Genomic DNA, 16330 nt, shown 5'->3' on the forward strand with positions numbered 1-16330 from the left:
CCGTCTGAGCGACTGTAAATCCGTTTGAACGACCACAAATCTCTACGAACGACCACAAATCCATCTGAACGCCCATAAATAAAAAATCCGGGTATCTGCAGCAGAAAAAATGCATCTGCCGACCCGACAAAGAGCTCTTTTATGCAATTTTATCCAAAGCACCTCGAAAAACCGGTGCGTCACTAGCTGCTCAACAACAAAAACAGCGGGAAATCATTGATTTCCCGCTTTTGCTTTTAATCGTATGAAAAAAAGGCAGTCAGCTGACTGCCTTTTCGGCATGATAAATCAATTCACTTTATCCAGCAAAAAGCCATAACCTTCTGCTTCCATTTCCGCTTCCGGGATAAACAGCAGGGCTGCACTGTTCATGCAATAGCGCAGTCCGCCTTTATCCGCGGGACCGTCGTTGAAGACATGTCCGAGGTGGCTGTCGCCGGCACGGCTGCGGATTTCAGTCCGTTTCATGAACAGCAGTCCGTCATCGTGCTCGGTCACGACAGCTGGATCGATCGGCTTGGTGAAGCTTGGCCATCCTGTTTCGGAATCATATTTATCCGCAGAAGAGAAAAGCGGTTCTCCGGTTGTGATGTCCACGTAGATGCCCGGCTCGTAAAAGCCGTCGTATTCATTGGAGAAAGCGGGTTCGGTCGCATCTTCCTGGGTCACTTCATATTGAATGTCCGTCAACTTTGCTTTCAGTTCTTCGTCGCTCGGTTTCGGATAAAGTGCCGGGTCGATCAGTTGGGCGCCTTCCTCTATATCTTGGCCTTCCAGCGTGTCAAACTCCACATGGCAGTAGCCGTCCGGATTTTTTTCGAGGTAATCCTGGTGATATTCTTCTGCCAGGTAATAATGCTCCAGCGCTTCGACTTCAGTGACGATCGGATCGTCGTAACGCTCTTTTTCAGCGGCCACGACGTTGTCGATGACAGCCCGGTCGGCTTCATTTTCATAATAGATGCCGGTGCGGTATTGTTCGCCGCGGTCATTGCCCTGTTGGTTCAGGAGCGTCGGATCGATGATCATGAAGTAATGGCCGAGCAGCTTCTCCAGCTCTACGCGTTCCGGATCGTAGCGGACATGGACGGTTTCGGCGTGTCCGGTATTTTCACGGATGACTTCTTCGTAGGTCGGATTTTCGGTATTGCCATTGGCGTAGCCGGATGTCACATCATAGACACCGAAGACCCGGGCCATATAGGCTTCGACTCCCCAGAAACAGCCGCCCGCCAACCAGATATCCTCCAGTTGGTCGGTATCGAACTCGAGGTCGGTGTTCGGATTATCCGGGAACTTGGACGTGCTTGTATCTGCTGCTTCGCCGGTGGCGGCACTGCCTGAATTATACCCGTTGCCGGATGAACAGGCTGCAAGCACCAGCAGCAATAAAATCACAAAACTTAAAAATGAAATTCTTTTCATAGGAGAGCTCCTGCCTTTCGTCATTGAGTAGGTTCGCAATGCTGGTGGGTCTGATCTATCGGCGGCAAGGGCAGCTTAAATTTTGTCGGAAATTGTGTATGAGTTTGTATAAAGTATTTGATGGAAGCGTTATCTTGCTATTTGTATCTTCAGTTTAATCGAATGGCTGAAAAAGAGGAACTGAAGCGATTTGGAATGAAGGGCTATTTCAACTCAGTTGTCACAAAATGGATTTATGATTCGCCAAAACGTATCATTGGTAAATTTGTTCTTCACCACACTGATGGTGACCTTAAAGGGAGCATATCGATATATAAGATAAACTTTGCAAGGATTTTTCGTTTCTCGTGCCATCTCGCATTTCGCTGTTCAATCTGCTTCTTCTTTAGTACAATTCTAATGTAAGAATTATAGTCCTTCAGAGGCGACGCTCATCGATAATGGTTAAAGAAAAAATTTCATTATTAATTAGGAGGATTTAGAAAATGGAAAACAATGTACATGACAACAATGATAAAAAGCGCCACACGGCGGCGACAGGGGATTCACAATGTCCAGTAACAGGCGGCAGCCAAACAGGTGGGCACAAGGACAGCGCGATTACGACATCGAACAAACCGGGGAAAACGCAAAATAAAGACTGGTGGCCGAATATGCTGAATGTGAATATTCTCCATCAGCACGATAAGAAATCGAATCCTCTCGGGGAAGAGTTTGATTACAAAGCAGAGTTTGAGAAGTTGGATTATGCTGCATTAAAGCAGGATCTTCACGAATTGATGACCAACAGCCAGGAATGGTGGCCGGCTGACTATGGCCATTACGGTGGATTATTCATCCGTATGTCATGGCATGCTGCAGGGACTTACCGGGCGACAGATGGCCGCGGAGGCGGATCTACTGGAAACCAGCGATTTGCGCCGCTTAACAGCTGGCCGGATAACGTCAACTTGGACAAGGCCCGCCGTTTGCTGTGGCCGATCAAGAAAAAATACGGGAACAAAATTTCCTGGGCCGATTTGCTGGTATTAACGGGCAACGTGGCACTTGAGTCGATGGGCTTCAAAACTTTTGGATTCGGCGCAGGCCGCGAAGACATTTGGGCACCGGAAGAAGATGTTTATTGGGGCAATGAAAAAGAATGGTTAGCGGATAACCGTTATTCAGGAGACCGCGAATTAGAAGAACCTCTGGCTGCAGTTGTAATGGGCTTGATTTATGTGGATCCACAAGGACCAAATGGCAAACCTGATCCTCTTGCAAGTGCTTTTGATATTCGTGAAACCTTTGGCCGTATGGGAATGAACGATGAGGAGACCGTTGCGTTGATCGCAGGCGGACATACTTTCGGTAAAGCTCACGGAGCTGGAGATGCTTCCAATGTAGGGGACGACCCGGAAGCGGCTGTAATGGAGAACCTTGGACTTGGCTGGAAGAGCTCGTACGGTTCCGGAAAAGGCCGCGATACGATTTCAAGTGGTATCGAAGGCGCTTGGACTGCCAACCCGACAAAATGGGATAATGGCTATTACGAGCAATTGTTTGGATACGAGTGGGAGTTAACGAAATCTCCTGCCGGTGCATACCAGTGGACGGCAAAAAATCTGTCGGAACACCAGATGGCACCAGATGCAGAAGATCCGTCGATCAAAGTGAAAACGATGATGACAACAGCCGACATGGCACTTCGCATGGATCCGGCATATGAAAAGATTTCCCGTCGCTATTATGAGAACATGGACGAGTTTCAAGATGCTTTTGCCCGTGCATGGTTCAAACTTCTGCACCGTGATATGGGACCAATAGAGCGCTACTGGGGACCAGAAGTTCCAGGAGAAATATTGATCTGGCAAGATCCGGTACCTGAAGCACCAGGCACATTGAAAGACAAAGAATTGGAAGAGCTAAAAGCGAAAATTTTGGAAAGCGGATTGAATCCTCAGCAGCTGGTGAAAACAGCTTGGGCATCTGCCAGCACATACCGTGATTCAGACAAGCGCGGCGGCGCAAACGGAGCACGCATCCGATTCGCTCCTCAACGTGAGTGGGAAGCAAATGAGCCGGAAGAACTGGAAAAAGTTCTTTATTTCTACGAGCACTTGAAAGCCAGCACTGACAATCAAATCAGCATCGCCGACTTGATTGTGCTGGGAGGAAATGCAGCTATTGAACAAGCGATAAAAGCAGCTGGATTTGATATTCCGGTACCATTCACTCAAGGCCGCGGAGATGCACTTGAAGCACAAACCGATGCAGAAAGCTTTAAGGTATTGGAGCCGATTTCAGACGGTTTCAGAAATTACCAGAAGAAAGAATATGCTACAAGCCCAGAAGAAATGCTGCTCGATAAAGCGAATCTGCTAGGCCTGACTGCACCAGAAATGACTGTGTTAGTCGGCGGTATGCGCGCATTCGGTGCAAATCACCAAGGGGCGACAGAGGGAATCTTCACTGACAAAGTCGGTGTACTGACAAACGATTTCTTCGTTAACTTATTGGATATGAACATCGAATGGACACCAGTGGAGTTCAATAAATACGAAGGCAAAGATCGTGTGACAGGCGAAGTTGTCCACACAGCAACACGTTTTGACTTAGTATTCGGCTCGAATGCGATTCTTCGTGCAGTTGCCGAAGTTTACGCACAAGACGACAACCAAGAAAAATTTGTTCGCGATTTCATCAAAGCATGGAACAAAGTGATGAATGCCGATCGTTTCAACGTAGAAAAATAAGTAGAGGGAATCCTGGTCAGCGCATGCCGCTGACCAGGATTTTTTGAGTAAAATGGTTATCAGGTATCACCAGCTATCATTAGTGGAATGCATTTGGGCTGGCATGCTACTATTCAAAGACCAGCAAAGGAGGCAGGCAAATGATTTCATTGAACATTCTGGATTATTCCCCGATTGATGAAGGCGAAACGGCAGCATCTGCCCTAAAGCAGACGACGGAACTTGCGCAGCTGGCAGAAGGGCTCGGCTTTAAGCGTTTTTGGGTAGCCGAGCATCATCAGGTCGAGTCGGTTGCCGGCACCACGCCTGAAATGCTGATGATGCATTTGGCCGCCTCTACCAAAATCATCCGCATCGGTTCGGGAGGTGTCATGCTGCCGCATTACAGCGCCTATAAAGTAGCGGAAAACTTCCGCATGCTCGAAGCGCTCTATCCCGGCCGCATCGATCTTGGCATCGGCCGTTCGCGCAGCTATCGGATCGTCAATGAAGCATTGAATGAAAGCAAAACGAAACGGCTTCCTTACGATCAGCAATTGACCGACCTGCAGAAATACTTCGCTGATGACACAGAAAGCGAACATCGCTTCAAGCCGCTGCTTGCCATGCCAATCATCGAGACAGCGCCGGAATTGTGGCTGCTGGGCACAGGTCCGGGCAGTGCGCGGCTCGCGGCTGAAAAAGGGATGGGGTATGCTTTTGCACATTTTGCCAAGCCATCGCAGCAAGGAGTAGAAGTGGTTGAGGCGTATCGCTCAAAATTCCAGCCGTCGGCATTCTTGAAAGAGCCGAAGGTGATGATCGCCGTCTTTGCAGTCGTTGCTGAAACGGCGGAAAAAGCCGAGGAGCTGGCGACTGCGTTCGACCTGTGGCTGCTGTTTGTCGAGTCCGATTCACAGCCGCCTTACTATCCATCTATCGACACGGCGAAACGACGGGGGTTCAGCGCCAATGAACAGGAAAAAGTAGTGCGCAACCGGCAGCGCATGCTGATTGGTACCGCCGAGCAAGTGAAAGTTCAGATTGAATCCCTTGCAGAACGCTACAATACAGATGAAATCACCATCATCCCCAATATTTCCGGAGCGGATCACCGCATGAACGAGCTGCATTTATTGGCATCGGCATTTAATCTTTCTGGGAAATGAAACCATTTCCGCTATTGCTGCGTATACAGTAAAAAAGCAGAAGAGGCGGAGATGGCAGATGGCAATCAAAACGAAAACAAAAGAGAAGAAAGACCGCTGGTGGATTTTTGATGTAATCGACTTTTTTGTCGACATCTTCGAGATTTTATTTTATCTTCCGCGTATGGTTTTCCGTTTTCTTAAGGAATTGTAAAGGAAAGAAAGTATTTCGGGGGACTTGGAAAGTATTCGATGGCATTCAGAAAGTATTTGCATGGAAACGGAAAGTATTCCAGCCCAAACAGAAAGTATATCCAAATAAATGGAAACAGCCGCATGCTCGTTGCGGCTGTTTTTTGCATTGGACAGTATTTCAACGAGTTTGGACAGTATCGCCGATTAAATAGAAAAAAAGCCGCCCAGACAGGCGGCTTTTCACAGGTTTATAGCTTCGCGAACTCAGGGTCAGCGACTTTCACCAATTGCTTGCCGAGGTTAGTGCCTTTGAAGAGTCCGAAGAATGCTTCCGGCGTGTTTTCAAAGCCTTCGACAATCGTTTCGTCGTATTTCAATTTGCCTTCCTGGAACCATTGGGTAAGGGCTGCGGCGCCTGTCGGCAGGTCTTTCGCGTAATCGCCGAGCGTGAAACCTTTCATCATCGAGCTGGTTTTGATGAATTTCCATTGCATGCGCGGGCCGACATCTTCGCCTGGTGAGTTGTAGGAAGAAATCGAGCCGCATAACGAAACGCGGGCATTGCGGTTCAGCTGGTTGATGACTGCATCAGAAACGTCTCCACCGACGTTGTCGAAATAAACATCGACGCCACCGGGCAACGCTGCAATCAGATCTTCCTCGAAGCTGTCTTTCTTGTAGTTGACCGCTGCGTCAAAGCCGAGTTCATTGATCAGGTAATCAACTTTTTCATCAGAGCCTGCAATGCCGACTGTACGCGCTCCTTTGATTTTGGCGATTTGGCCGACAATCGAACCGACAGCGCCCGCTGCGCCTGAAACAACAACCGTTTCGCCTGCCTGCGGTTTGCCGATGTCCAGCAATCCGAAATAAGCAGTAAGCCCGGTCAAGCCGAGGACGCTAAGCCGTGTAGTGATCGGAGCGACAGTTGGATCCACTTGTTGCAGTTTTTTTGGGTCCGCTACATTGTACTCCGCCCAGCTGAGGTTGCCGTTGACGATATCGCCTTTTTTCAATAAATCCGAATTGGACTCGACCACTTCGGCAAGAACACCGCCGACCAGTACTTTATTCAATTCGAATGGGGGGATATACGATTCTACATCTCTCATCCGTCCACGCATATATGGATCGACCGACAAGTAAAGTGTCTTCAATAAGACTTCGTTATCGCCAGGTGTCGGAATTTCTTTCTCAACAAATTTAAAATCATCGTTGCTTGGCATGCCTTCAGGGCGATTGACCAAATGGATTTCTCTATGTGTTTGGTTTGTCATGGAAAATTCCTCCTACTATATACGAATTCGATGAAAAGCGTACCACTCGAAATGAGGGTGGTCAAAAATAATGCACCGGAAAACGGTGGCGAGCGTGTATTCTTGATTCCTTAAAATGCCTATGCTATTTTGAAATACCGAAGCCTTTCGGAAGAGAACCTATTTCAGAAAAGAGGAAATTCCATGAATCCACATTATAAAGATCTATTTAACGAAATTACATTGCCGAACGGCGTCGTCTTGAACGATCGCTTGGGTGTTGCACCGATGACGACGTATTCAGGAAATGAAGACGGCACCGTTTCGGACGAAGAATTGACGTACTACAACCGCCGGGCAGGTCTTGGCGACTTGTTCATCTCGGCATGCATTGCAGTGTCTGAAAACGGCATCGCTTTCCCGAACCAGTTTATCGGTTTTGACGACAATGCTATTCCGCGCCTGACGCAAATGGCAAAAGAAATGAAATCAAAAGGCAGCAAAGCCATCCTGCAGATTCAGCATGGCGGCCGCCAAGGACAGGCTGCGTTGATCAAAGCCAATGAAACCGTTGCACCAAGCGCTGTGCCGAATGCAGCAGGTAAGCCGGCACCGCGTGAATTGACCGGGAAGGAAATCGAAGCGATCATCGAAGACTTCGGTGAAACGACAAGAAGAGCGATTGAGGCAGGATTTGACGGCGTGGAAATCCACGGTGCCAATACCTACTTGCTTCAGCAATTCGTTTCTTCGGCTACGAACCTGCGCCAGGACCAGTGGGGAGGAAGCCTTGAAAACCGCTTGAAGTTTCCACTGGCTGTCCAGAAAAAAGTTCAGGACACCGTCGCAAAATATGCAGATGAGCAGTTTATCGTCGGCTACCGCCTGTCACCGGAAGAAAACAACGAAACAGGAGCCGGTTATACAATAGAAGAAACCAAAGTATTGGTGGAAGAATTGATCCAGCGTGGCATCCACTACATCCATGTATCATTGATGGAAGTAAAGAAAACGCCAAAAGGCGCGGAACAAGGCGACAGCATTGTCCGCATCTTAGCGGATCATATCAATGGCCGTGTTGCTTTTGTGGCAGTCGGCAGCGTGAAAACACCGGAAGATGCATTGATGGCATTGGAAGAAGGCGCGGACATCGTCGTAATCGGACGCCAGGCACTGATTGATCCGGAATGGACTGAAAAAGTGAAGCAAGGCAAGGAACAGGAAATCCATCCTGTCATCACACAAAAAATGGTCGGCAACTTAGACATCCCGCAAAATATGTGGCATCTGATCACCTCATATGGCATGGTCAAAGTAGCAGACAATTAATATTTTACCCGCTGAGCGTTCAACCAAAGTTGAACGCTTTTTTTAATGGGAACCCTGCGCTAAGCGGTCGAAGAAGGAGTGAAATGGTGATGCTTAAGTTTCATTTATCCGACTACTTCTTTCTAGAAGGTTGATTTTGTAAGCCCTGTCATCTATAATTTACTAAACCGGTTTAGTAAATAGTTTGAAGCAATTTCATCTTAGAGGATCTACCTATAGATTTCGATCATAAAAAAGAAGGAGTGACCATTTTGACTAAAAGTTATAGTGTTTTTACATTGGGAGATGCGTTGATTACGTTTAATCCGTCGGAAACGGGTCCATTGCGTTACGTCCCTGCTTTTACACGGAAAGTCGGCGGGGCAGAATTGAATTTTGCGATCGGTTGTGCACGTTTGGGTCTGCATTCCAAATGGGCAAGCCGTCTTGGCGGTGACGAATTCGGCCGTGTCATTTATAATTTTGCGCGTGGCGAAGGCGTCGACATGGCGGATGTCGAGTTTGTGGAGGGCTATCCGACTTCATTGAACTTCAAGGAGATCCGGGAAGACGGCTCAGGCAAGACGTTCTATTATCGGTACCAGTCACCGATCCTGACGATGGAGCCGGCTGACATCACTGCGGAAATGTTTGAAGGCATCGACATCATTCATTTAACCGGCGTGTTCCTGGCCATTGATCCAAAAAATCTGGCTATCACCAAGCGAGTGCTGGAAATTGCAAAACAGCTGGAAATCCGGATTTCATTTGATCCCAATATCCGCCTCAAGCTATGGACCATCGAACAGGCGAGAGCCGCTTATATGGAAATCCTGCCGTCAGTGGATATCCTGTTAACTGGTTTGGATGAAATTGAATTGATCATCGGTGACGCTTCAATCGAAGCGCTGGAAAAATGCGCGGCGGATTTCTCGATCGGCCAATTGGTCATCAAAGACGGGGGCAACGGAGCACGCGTCTTTACGGGCGGTGAATGGCACGAGAAGGAAGCGTTCAAGGTCAATCCGATCGACACTGTAGGAGCGGGAGACGGTTTTGATGCCGGCTATATCTACTCGGTATTGCATGGCTATTCTCCGGAAGCGTCACTGGAATTCGCCAATGGCGTCGGTGCATTGGTGACGACCGTGTCAGGAGACAACGAGGGGCTCCCTTACCTGAAGGAAGTGCAGGCATTGATCAGCAAGGAAACGATCATCGAACGTTAATCCAAAGGAGGAAATCAATTGATGTTAAAGCACGCTATTCTATCCCGATTGTCTGAGACGAAAGTGGTCGCGGTCATCCGCGGCAACAGTGCAGAAGAAGCGGTTGAATTATCGAAAGCGGCAGTACAGGGCGGCATTCGTGCAATTGAACTGACATACACGACGCCGCACGTCCAGCGGATATTCGAAGCGCTTGAAGGCGAAGATGTCCTGCTCGGCGCAGGTTCAGTACTGGACCCGGAAACAGCGCGCCATGCCATTTTGGCGGGAGCGAAATTCATTGTCAGCCCACATTTCAACGAAGAAATTGCACCAATCTGCAACCGCTATGGCATCCCGTATTTGCCTGGCTGCATGACAATCCGGGAAATGGTCAAAGCATTGGAATCAGGCAGCGACATCCTTAAATTGTTCCCGGCGAATAATTTTGAACCTTCCTTTATCAAATCGGTCAACGGACCGCTGCCGCATGTCCGCATCATGCCGACTGGCGGCATCAATTTGAACAATATCCAGGACTGGCTGGCCGCCGGTGCAGTAGCTGTCGGAATCGGCAGCGACTTGAACAAGGCCTATGCAGCAGGCGGTTTCGATGCAGCGGTCGAGCTCAGCCAACAATACATGCAGAAAAGCAAAGAGTAAAGAAATGAAAGAATGCAGCTCCGGATTTTCGGGAGCTGCATTTTTTAGATTTAACCCGTAAACACTGCGTCATACGGGTAACGGTAATTTTCCTTGTGCGGCTTCATTAAGATAAAGAACAAAGTCAGTGGTCCGATGCGGCCGGTGAACATCACCAGGCTCAGCAGAATTTCGCCAAGATCGCTCAAATCGGCAGTAATGCCCATGGACAAGCCGACGGTCCCGAACGCTGACACCACTTCGAATGCCAGTGGCAGGAACGGGATTTTTTCGGTTACGGTCAATAGGAACAGAAAGAAGACAACCAGCAGAACGCTGATGGTTGTGATGGCAAGGGAGCGAATCACTGTTTCGATCCGAATGGAACGGCCGAAAATTTCAGGTTCGCGCCGTGACCGCAAAAAAGAAATCGTCGCAAGGATAACGACGATAAAAGTCGTCAACTTGATGCCGGATGCGGTCGAAGCGCTGCCGCCTCCGATGAACATCAACAGCATCGTGAACAGCAATGTCGGATCTTCGAACTCCCCGTAGTTCAGCGTATTGAATCCCGCAGTCCGCGGCGTTACAGCACTGAAATAGGAAGCCAGCAATTTATCGTGCAGAGACAGATTGCCGAGAGTTCCGGGATTGCCGTATTCCAAAGCGAAAATCACGAGCATGGCTACAACATTCAAAATCAATGTGCCGCTGATCATCAGCTTGGTGTGCAAAGCCCACCGGTGAAACGATTTTTTCTGTGTGATATCCATGACAACGGTGAACCCGATACCTCCGATGATGAACAAGGAGGAAATCAGCACATTAACCAACGGATCTCCGGCAAAGCTCATCAGGTTATCGGGAAACAAAGAAAACCCTGCGTTGTTGAAAGCGGAAATGACGTGAAAGACACTGTAGTTGAGTGCATCCTTAAAGCCGAACTCCGGGATCCAGTAGATGGTCAATAGAACAGCGGCCACTGTTTCCACGGTCAAAGCGAATGTCAAAATCAATTTGACGAGTCTGACGATGCCGCCGATCGTATTTTGGGTCAGCGATTCCTGCAGGTAAATCCGGTTTTGAAGGCCGACCTTTTTCCGGAACAAGATGAGGATGGCGACAGCGAACGTCATCAACCCGATGCCCCCGCATTGAATCAGCACCAGCAGGACCACTTCACCAAATCCGGTGAGGACAGTGCCGGGATCAAAGACGCTGAGCCCCGTCACTGTGGTTGCGGAAGTGGCGGTGAACAAGGCGTCGGTCCAGGAAATCGGACGTGTGGTTGCGAACGGCAGCTTCAACAATAAGGTGCCTGCCAAAATCAAAAATAGAAAACTACCGGAAATAACCAACGGCGGCGAAATGGTTATCCGCTTTTTTTTCCAAGAGCGCATCAGGGCACTTCCTTATCCATTGAACTGAAATTATGAGCCTACTCTATTCCTGTTTCGGCAGCCTGTCAACAAAATTATGCACGGTGAAAAGGACAGTTTTTCAGCAGGTTACGGAAAAGTCATTTCTCTATAACGAAGCACAAATGCTTATTTAATCAGAAAAAAAAGAATATTTCCTATTAATCACTTCTTAATTTCGGTATAATGAGAAAAAACCTAGGGGGTAGAGAGATGAAAAATATGAAGGCAAGCGCTTTCTCTTTGATTGTTGCCGGAAGCATTGTTCTAGCAGCGTGTGGAGATGACAATGTCACTACGGACCCAGAAGAAGGCGGGGGCGAGGAAGCCGCTGGACTAGAGACGAATATTGTCACCATCGCTACGGGTGGAGCGTCCGGTCCTTATAACATCATCGGCTCGACACTGGCTGAAACGTACAGTTCGCAATATGGCGTCAATTCAAGAACACAGACGACCGGTGCTTCGGTTGAGAACGTCAACTTGATCAAGGAAGACAAGATTGAAATGGCATTCACCATGAGCGATGTGGTCAGCCAGGCGGTTGAAGGAACGGAAGGCTTTACAGAGCCGACAGACAAAATCAGCCAAATCGCTGCCTTGTATCCAAACTACGTCCAAATCGTCACCACTGCGGATTCAGGCATTGAAACGTTTGAAGACCTGCGCGGCAAGCGGATCGCGGTAGGCGACCAGAATTCCGGAGTGGAAGTGAATGCGCGTACGCTGTTGGAAGGCTACGGCATCACATACGATGACATCGATGTGGATTACCTGGGCTACGCAGAAGCGGCTGACGGCCTGCGTGCAGGACAAATCGACGCGGCTTTCCTGACAAGCGGCCTGCCGAACGCATCCTTGCTGGAGCTGTCTGAAACACTGGACATCCGCATGGTTTCCATTGCGCCGGAAGACGTTGAGCGTGTGGCGGAGGATCAGTCCTACTTTATCGCGCTTGAAATTCCAGCAGGAACTTATGGCAATGAAGAAGCCATTCCAACTGCAGCAATCATGAACGCTTTAGTGGTCCACTCGGATATGAGTGAAGACGACGTCTACGAATTGACTAAAACCTTCTTTGAAAATCTGGATACGCTGGAGAATTCCCACCAGGCAGCTGCCGACATCACTTTAGAAGCTGCACAGGAAGGCTTGGTAGCGCCGCTGCATCCAGGGGCACAGCGTTACTACGATGAGCAATAAAGTTTTGGCGGGAGGAGCATGTTTGATTGTGCTCCTTTTTTTCCTGTTTTGGCGGATTCCTGTCGTACAGTTCGACTTTGGAGAAGAACGTTATTATTTAAAGGAAACGGACTTTACGCTGCAGTGGATCCATTCAGTCGAAAAGGAAGAATGGCTGGAATTTTATGAACGGGACGGAGATAGTCTGCTGCTGGCGGAAACGAAGTTCAAAACTTACGGCGCGGGTGTTCCTTCTGATGGCGAAATCATATCTTCAGAAGATGGATATGTCCATATGAAGATCGGCCGCCTTTTCAATGAAATGAATTTGACGGTTTCCCGAAATGCACAAACGACGATCATCACAGCCGATCAGGAAATTCCGTTGTATGACTATACGGAAGACTATGAGCTTGTTGCAATCACGATTGAATTTATTCATCTTTGGAATTATGCAAGGGGGAACAAGCTATGACAAAAGACAACCGGGATTTGGACGTCGAAAGCGTTTCAGCCCATGAAGAAGACAAAAACATCAGCCAGGAAGTGCTGGAGAAATACGATACGGATGCCAAAGTCCGCAAACTGAAAAACCGCAAACTGGTCTTGTTGATTGCGGCGATTGCCATCGCCTATACCCTTTACCATCTATACGTGACCTTCAATCCGCTTCCTGCCCTCCAAGCGCGTTCCATCCACGTCGCCGTCGGTATGGGGCTGATTTTCCTGGTCTATCCGACATTCAAAAAGCAGGATCGCACGAAGATTCCATTCTATGATTGGATTTTGTTTATCTTCAGTCTGGGCACTGCCGGCTATTTGATGTATGAATACAACGACATCATGACGACGCGCGGCGGGATTCCGAATACATTGGATATCGTTTTTGCCATCCTGACCGTTGTGCTGGTTCTTGAGGCAGCACGGCGCGTAACCGGCATCATCCTGCCGATTCTCGCATTGGTGTTTTTGGCTTATCCGTTCATCAGCCATTTTGTCTGGATGCCGAATATGCTGATGACGCGGCCGTTCGACCTTGGCGATATTTTCGGCCAGCTGTACTTGAAGACGGAAGGTCTCTATTCGACGGCCATCTCCGCTTCCTTGCAATTCATTTTCCTGTTCATCCTATTCGGTGCATTCCTCGCCAAATCGGGAATGGGCCAATTGTTCAATGACCTTGCCATGGCCTTAGCGGGCAGCAAGCAAGGGGGACCAGCCAAAGTAGCGGTCATTTCCAGTGGATTCATGGGCAGCATCAACGGTTCGGCGATAGCCAATGTGGTCGGTACCGGTGCTTTCACCATTCCATTGATGAAAAAAATCGGCTACAATAAAAACTTTTCCGGCGCCGTAGAAGCGAGTGCCTCCGTGGGTGGGCAGATTTTGCCGCCGATCATGGGGGCGAGTGCCTTCATCATGGCGGAAACGACAGGGATAGCCTACGGTACAATTGCCCTTGCGGCTTTACTGCCGGCAGTGTTGTATTTCCTCGGGGTCATCATGCAGGTCCATTTCCGTGCCGGCAAAGAAAACCTGAAAGGCATTCCGAAAGCGGATCTGCCGAGAACCAAAGAAGTGCTGAAGGAAAAAGGGCATTTGCTGCTGCCGATTGTCGGTTTGATTTTCATGCTTTATACAGGCATGCCAATCGCTTACGCAGCATTCTATACCATCGTCCTGACAGTCATCATTGCGGGGCTCAGAAAATCGACGCGCATGGGTTTCAAGGATATTCTCGAAGCGATGGAAAACGGGGCACGCCAATCGCTGTCCGTCATGATTGCCTGTGCGGTCGTCGGCATCATCATCGGTGTGGTCAGCCTGACGAGCTTCGGTACCGTCATGACTTCAGCAATTACAAGCTTTGGTGCAGGATCGCTTTTCTGGACGCTGTTCCTGACGATGCTTGCTTCGATTGTTCTGGGGATGGGCTTGCCGTCCATTCCGGCTTATATCATCACAGCGACCATGACAGCGCCGGCACTTGCTGAATTCGGCATTCCGGTTCTGGTGGCACATTTGTTTGTCTTCTATTTTGGTATTTTCGCCAATATCACACCACCGGTCGCCCTTGCCGCATTTGCCGGTGCGGGGATATCCGGAGGCGATCCGATGAGGACCGGCTTGAACGCATTGCGCCTGTCGATCGCCGGTTTCATCATCCCGTATCTGTTTGTCTATAATCCAGCGATGCTGATGATCGACACGACAGATATCGCGGTCAATGCCACCGAATTTGCCTTGCCGCCGATATGGGAAATCCTGCTGATCACCATCACCGCCATCATTGGCATTATCGGGTTGAGTGCAGCAGCGGAAGGGTATTTCCAGACAAAGCTCAATGTCCTGTTCCGCGTCGTTCTCGGAGCAGGAGCACTGATGCTGATCGTTCCGGAAACCTTGACGGATTTCATCGGCCTGACGATTGTATTGGGAATTTTCGTCATCAATTTCCTGAAGAGCAAAAAAGAAAATACGGCAGCTGCTGCTTCGTAAACAATAGGTATATCGGCCGGACCGCAGATTTTCTGCCGTCCGGCTTTTTTTGATAGAATAAAGGGAAAATGGGAGGATCGGCGAACATGAAAGAATTCATTGAGGCAAACCACCAGCCGATGCTGGAATTGATAGAAAGCCTGGTCAACATCGACAGTGGCTCCTACCTGAAAAGCGGAATCGACCGTGTGGGTGAGGTTCTTGCAGAGGAATACAAGATGATCGGGTTTTATACAGAAGTACATGAGCAGGAGCGTTTTGGCAATAATCTGGTCATTCGTCATCCAGAAGCAAAAACACCTAAAATTGTCATGATCGCTCATCTGGATACCGTATTTCCAGAAGGAACCGCAGAAAAACGGCCGTTCCATGTGGCAGACGATTTGGCGCACGGACCGGGTGTCATCGATATGAAAGCAAGCCACGCCACTGCTTTATTCGCCATCAAAGCTTTGATGAACAGCGGCAGTGAAGCTTATAAAAATGTGGTGTTGGTGCTGAATACGGATGAGGAAATCGGTTCTGTTGCATCCCGCAACTTAATTGAAAGAATTGCCGCAGATAAGAAGTACGCATTGATATTGGAACCGGCACAAAACGGCCAGCTCGTCAGTGAACGCAAAGGAGGCGGGAAATACTTCCTGAACGTATTCGGCAAGTCGGCACATGCAGGCATCGAACCGGAAAACGGGGCAAGTGCCATTGAAGAACTGGCGCGGAAAATTCTCAAACTGCATGCGTTGAGCGAACCGGAAAAAGGCATCACAATCAATGTCGGTCTGATCAAGGGTGGAGCATCAGTCAATACCATCGCACCTTTTGCCGAAGCGGGAATCGATTTGCGGATCCAAACACCCGAAGACGGTGAACGGCTGGACAGAGCCATCAAAGAAATCTGCAGCTACACTGAAACACCGGGAACGACAGTGGAATTGACCGGCCACATCACACGGCCAGCCTGGGTGATGACGGAGGAATCGCGCCGCTTAATCGACATCATTGCCGAAGAAGGAGCTAAACTGGGTATGTCACTGAAGCATGAGAAGAGCGGCGGCGGATCAGACGCCAACCTGACGGCTCATATCGGCATTCCATCAATTGATGGTTTGGGTCCAGTCGGAGGCAATGCCCATCAGGAAACCGAATATTTGGTAGTGTCCTCACTGACTGAACGGACCTTGCTGCTGGCGAATGTGATTGAGCGGTTGAGTGGGGGATAAGGGGCCGCAGAGGAAAAATCGCTGAAGACGGAAGCTTTCCGGCAAACACAAAAGTTATCACGCTGCCTCCCCCTTCATTGAGATAATGGACTCAACATCTATCCGACTTTCATGT

13 protein-coding genes are annotated in these 16330 nt (G+C 49.0%); 10 read left to right on the plus strand and 3 right to left on the minus strand.

The genetic code is table 11. The annotated features are described in order from the left end of the window. Positions 1-288 precede the first annotated feature (288 nt). A complete protein-coding gene (gene msrB, locus K8U60_RS04480) occupies positions 289-1425 on the minus strand; it encodes a peptide-methionine (R)-S-oxide reductase MsrB (RefSeq protein WP_223635011.1) in 1137 nt (378 codons plus the stop codon). A 485-nt stretch (positions 1426-1910) separates the two neighbouring features. Between msrB and katG the strand changes: the two genes are divergently transcribed. The 3 genes from katG to K8U60_RS19000 all read left to right on the plus strand — a co-directional run bounded on the left by katG (position 1911) and on the right by K8U60_RS19000 (position 5501). After that, on the plus strand, positions 1911-4160 hold the full coding sequence (gene katG / locus K8U60_RS04485; RefSeq protein ID WP_223635014.1) for a catalase/peroxidase HPI: 2250 nt from the start codon (positions 1911-1913) through the stop codon (positions 4158-4160). A 140-nt stretch (positions 4161-4300) separates the two neighbouring features. Next, complete coding sequence (locus K8U60_RS04490; protein ID WP_223635017.1) at positions 4301-5308, plus strand: LLM class flavin-dependent oxidoreductase; 1008 nt, start codon at positions 4301-4303, stop codon at positions 5306-5308. A 58-nt stretch (positions 5309-5366) separates the two neighbouring features. Continuing rightward, positions 5367-5501, plus strand: coding sequence for a hypothetical protein (locus K8U60_RS19000; protein WP_263298571.1), 135 nt, complete (start codon positions 5367-5369; stop codon positions 5499-5501). Positions 5502-5730: 229 nt separating this feature from the next. On the opposite strand, the gene K8U60_RS04495 is transcribed toward K8U60_RS19000, so the two are convergent. Then, complete coding sequence (locus tag K8U60_RS04495; RefSeq protein WP_223635019.1) at positions 5731-6759, minus strand: NADP-dependent oxidoreductase; 1029 nt, start codon at positions 6757-6759, stop codon at positions 5731-5733. Positions 6760-6942: 183 nt separating this feature from the next. On the opposite strand from K8U60_RS04495, the gene K8U60_RS04500 reads away from it, so the two are divergent. The 3 genes from K8U60_RS04500 (at position 6943) to K8U60_RS04510 (ending at position 9917) form a co-directional block, all read left to right on the plus strand. Further along, complete coding sequence (locus tag K8U60_RS04500) at positions 6943-8067, plus strand: NADH-dependent flavin oxidoreductase (protein WP_223635022.1); 1125 nt, start codon at positions 6943-6945, stop codon at positions 8065-8067. 251 nt (positions 8068-8318) lie between these two features. Continuing rightward, positions 8319-9275 (plus strand): sugar kinase, encoded by a 957-nt coding sequence (locus tag K8U60_RS04505; RefSeq protein WP_223635025.1) that lies wholly within the window; start codon positions 8319-8321, stop codon positions 9273-9275. 21 nt (positions 9276-9296) lie between these two features. Then, on the plus strand, positions 9297-9917 hold the full coding sequence (locus K8U60_RS04510) for a bifunctional 2-keto-4-hydroxyglutarate aldolase/2-keto-3-deoxy-6-phosphogluconate aldolase (protein ID WP_223636001.1): 621 nt from the start codon (positions 9297-9299) through the stop codon (positions 9915-9917). A gap of 50 nt (positions 9918-9967) precedes the next feature. Here K8U60_RS04510 and K8U60_RS04515 read toward each other — a convergent pair whose 3' ends face one another. After that, complete coding sequence (locus K8U60_RS04515) at positions 9968-11296, minus strand: TrkH family potassium uptake protein (protein ID WP_223635028.1); 1329 nt, start codon at positions 11294-11296, stop codon at positions 9968-9970. Positions 11297-11527: 231 nt separating this feature from the next. Here K8U60_RS04515 and K8U60_RS04520 point away from each other — a divergent pair, with 231 nt between their 5' ends. The 4 genes from K8U60_RS04520 (at position 11528) to K8U60_RS04535 (ending at position 16215) form a co-directional block, all read left to right on the plus strand. After that, positions 11528-12517 carry a TAXI family TRAP transporter solute-binding subunit gene (locus K8U60_RS04520; protein WP_223635031.1) on the plus strand — a complete coding sequence of 330 codons (990 nt, stop codon included), beginning with the start codon at positions 11528-11530 and terminating at the stop codon, positions 12515-12517. 28 nt (positions 12518-12545) lie between these two features. Beyond that, entirely contained in the window at positions 12546-12971 is a 426-nt protein-coding gene (locus tag K8U60_RS04525) for a DUF1850 domain-containing protein (RefSeq protein WP_223636004.1), read from the plus strand. After that, the gene (locus K8U60_RS04530) at positions 12968-14995 is read left to right on the plus strand and encodes a TRAP transporter permease (protein WP_223635033.1); all 2028 of its coding nucleotides are present in this window, start codon (positions 12968-12970) and stop codon (positions 14993-14995) included. Before K8U60_RS04525 ends, K8U60_RS04530 begins: the two co-directional genes overlap by 4 nt. 86 nt (positions 14996-15081) lie before the next feature. Beyond that, positions 15082-16215, plus strand: a complete 1134-nt coding sequence (locus tag K8U60_RS04535; protein ID WP_223635036.1) for a M20 family metallopeptidase — start codon at positions 15082-15084, stop codon at positions 16213-16215. Positions 16216-16330: the final 115 nt, after the last annotated feature.

The organism is Planococcus circulans, from assembly GCF_020023385.1.
In the GTDB taxonomy this organism is placed as follows: Bacteria; Bacillota; Bacilli; order Bacillales_A; family Planococcaceae; genus Planococcus.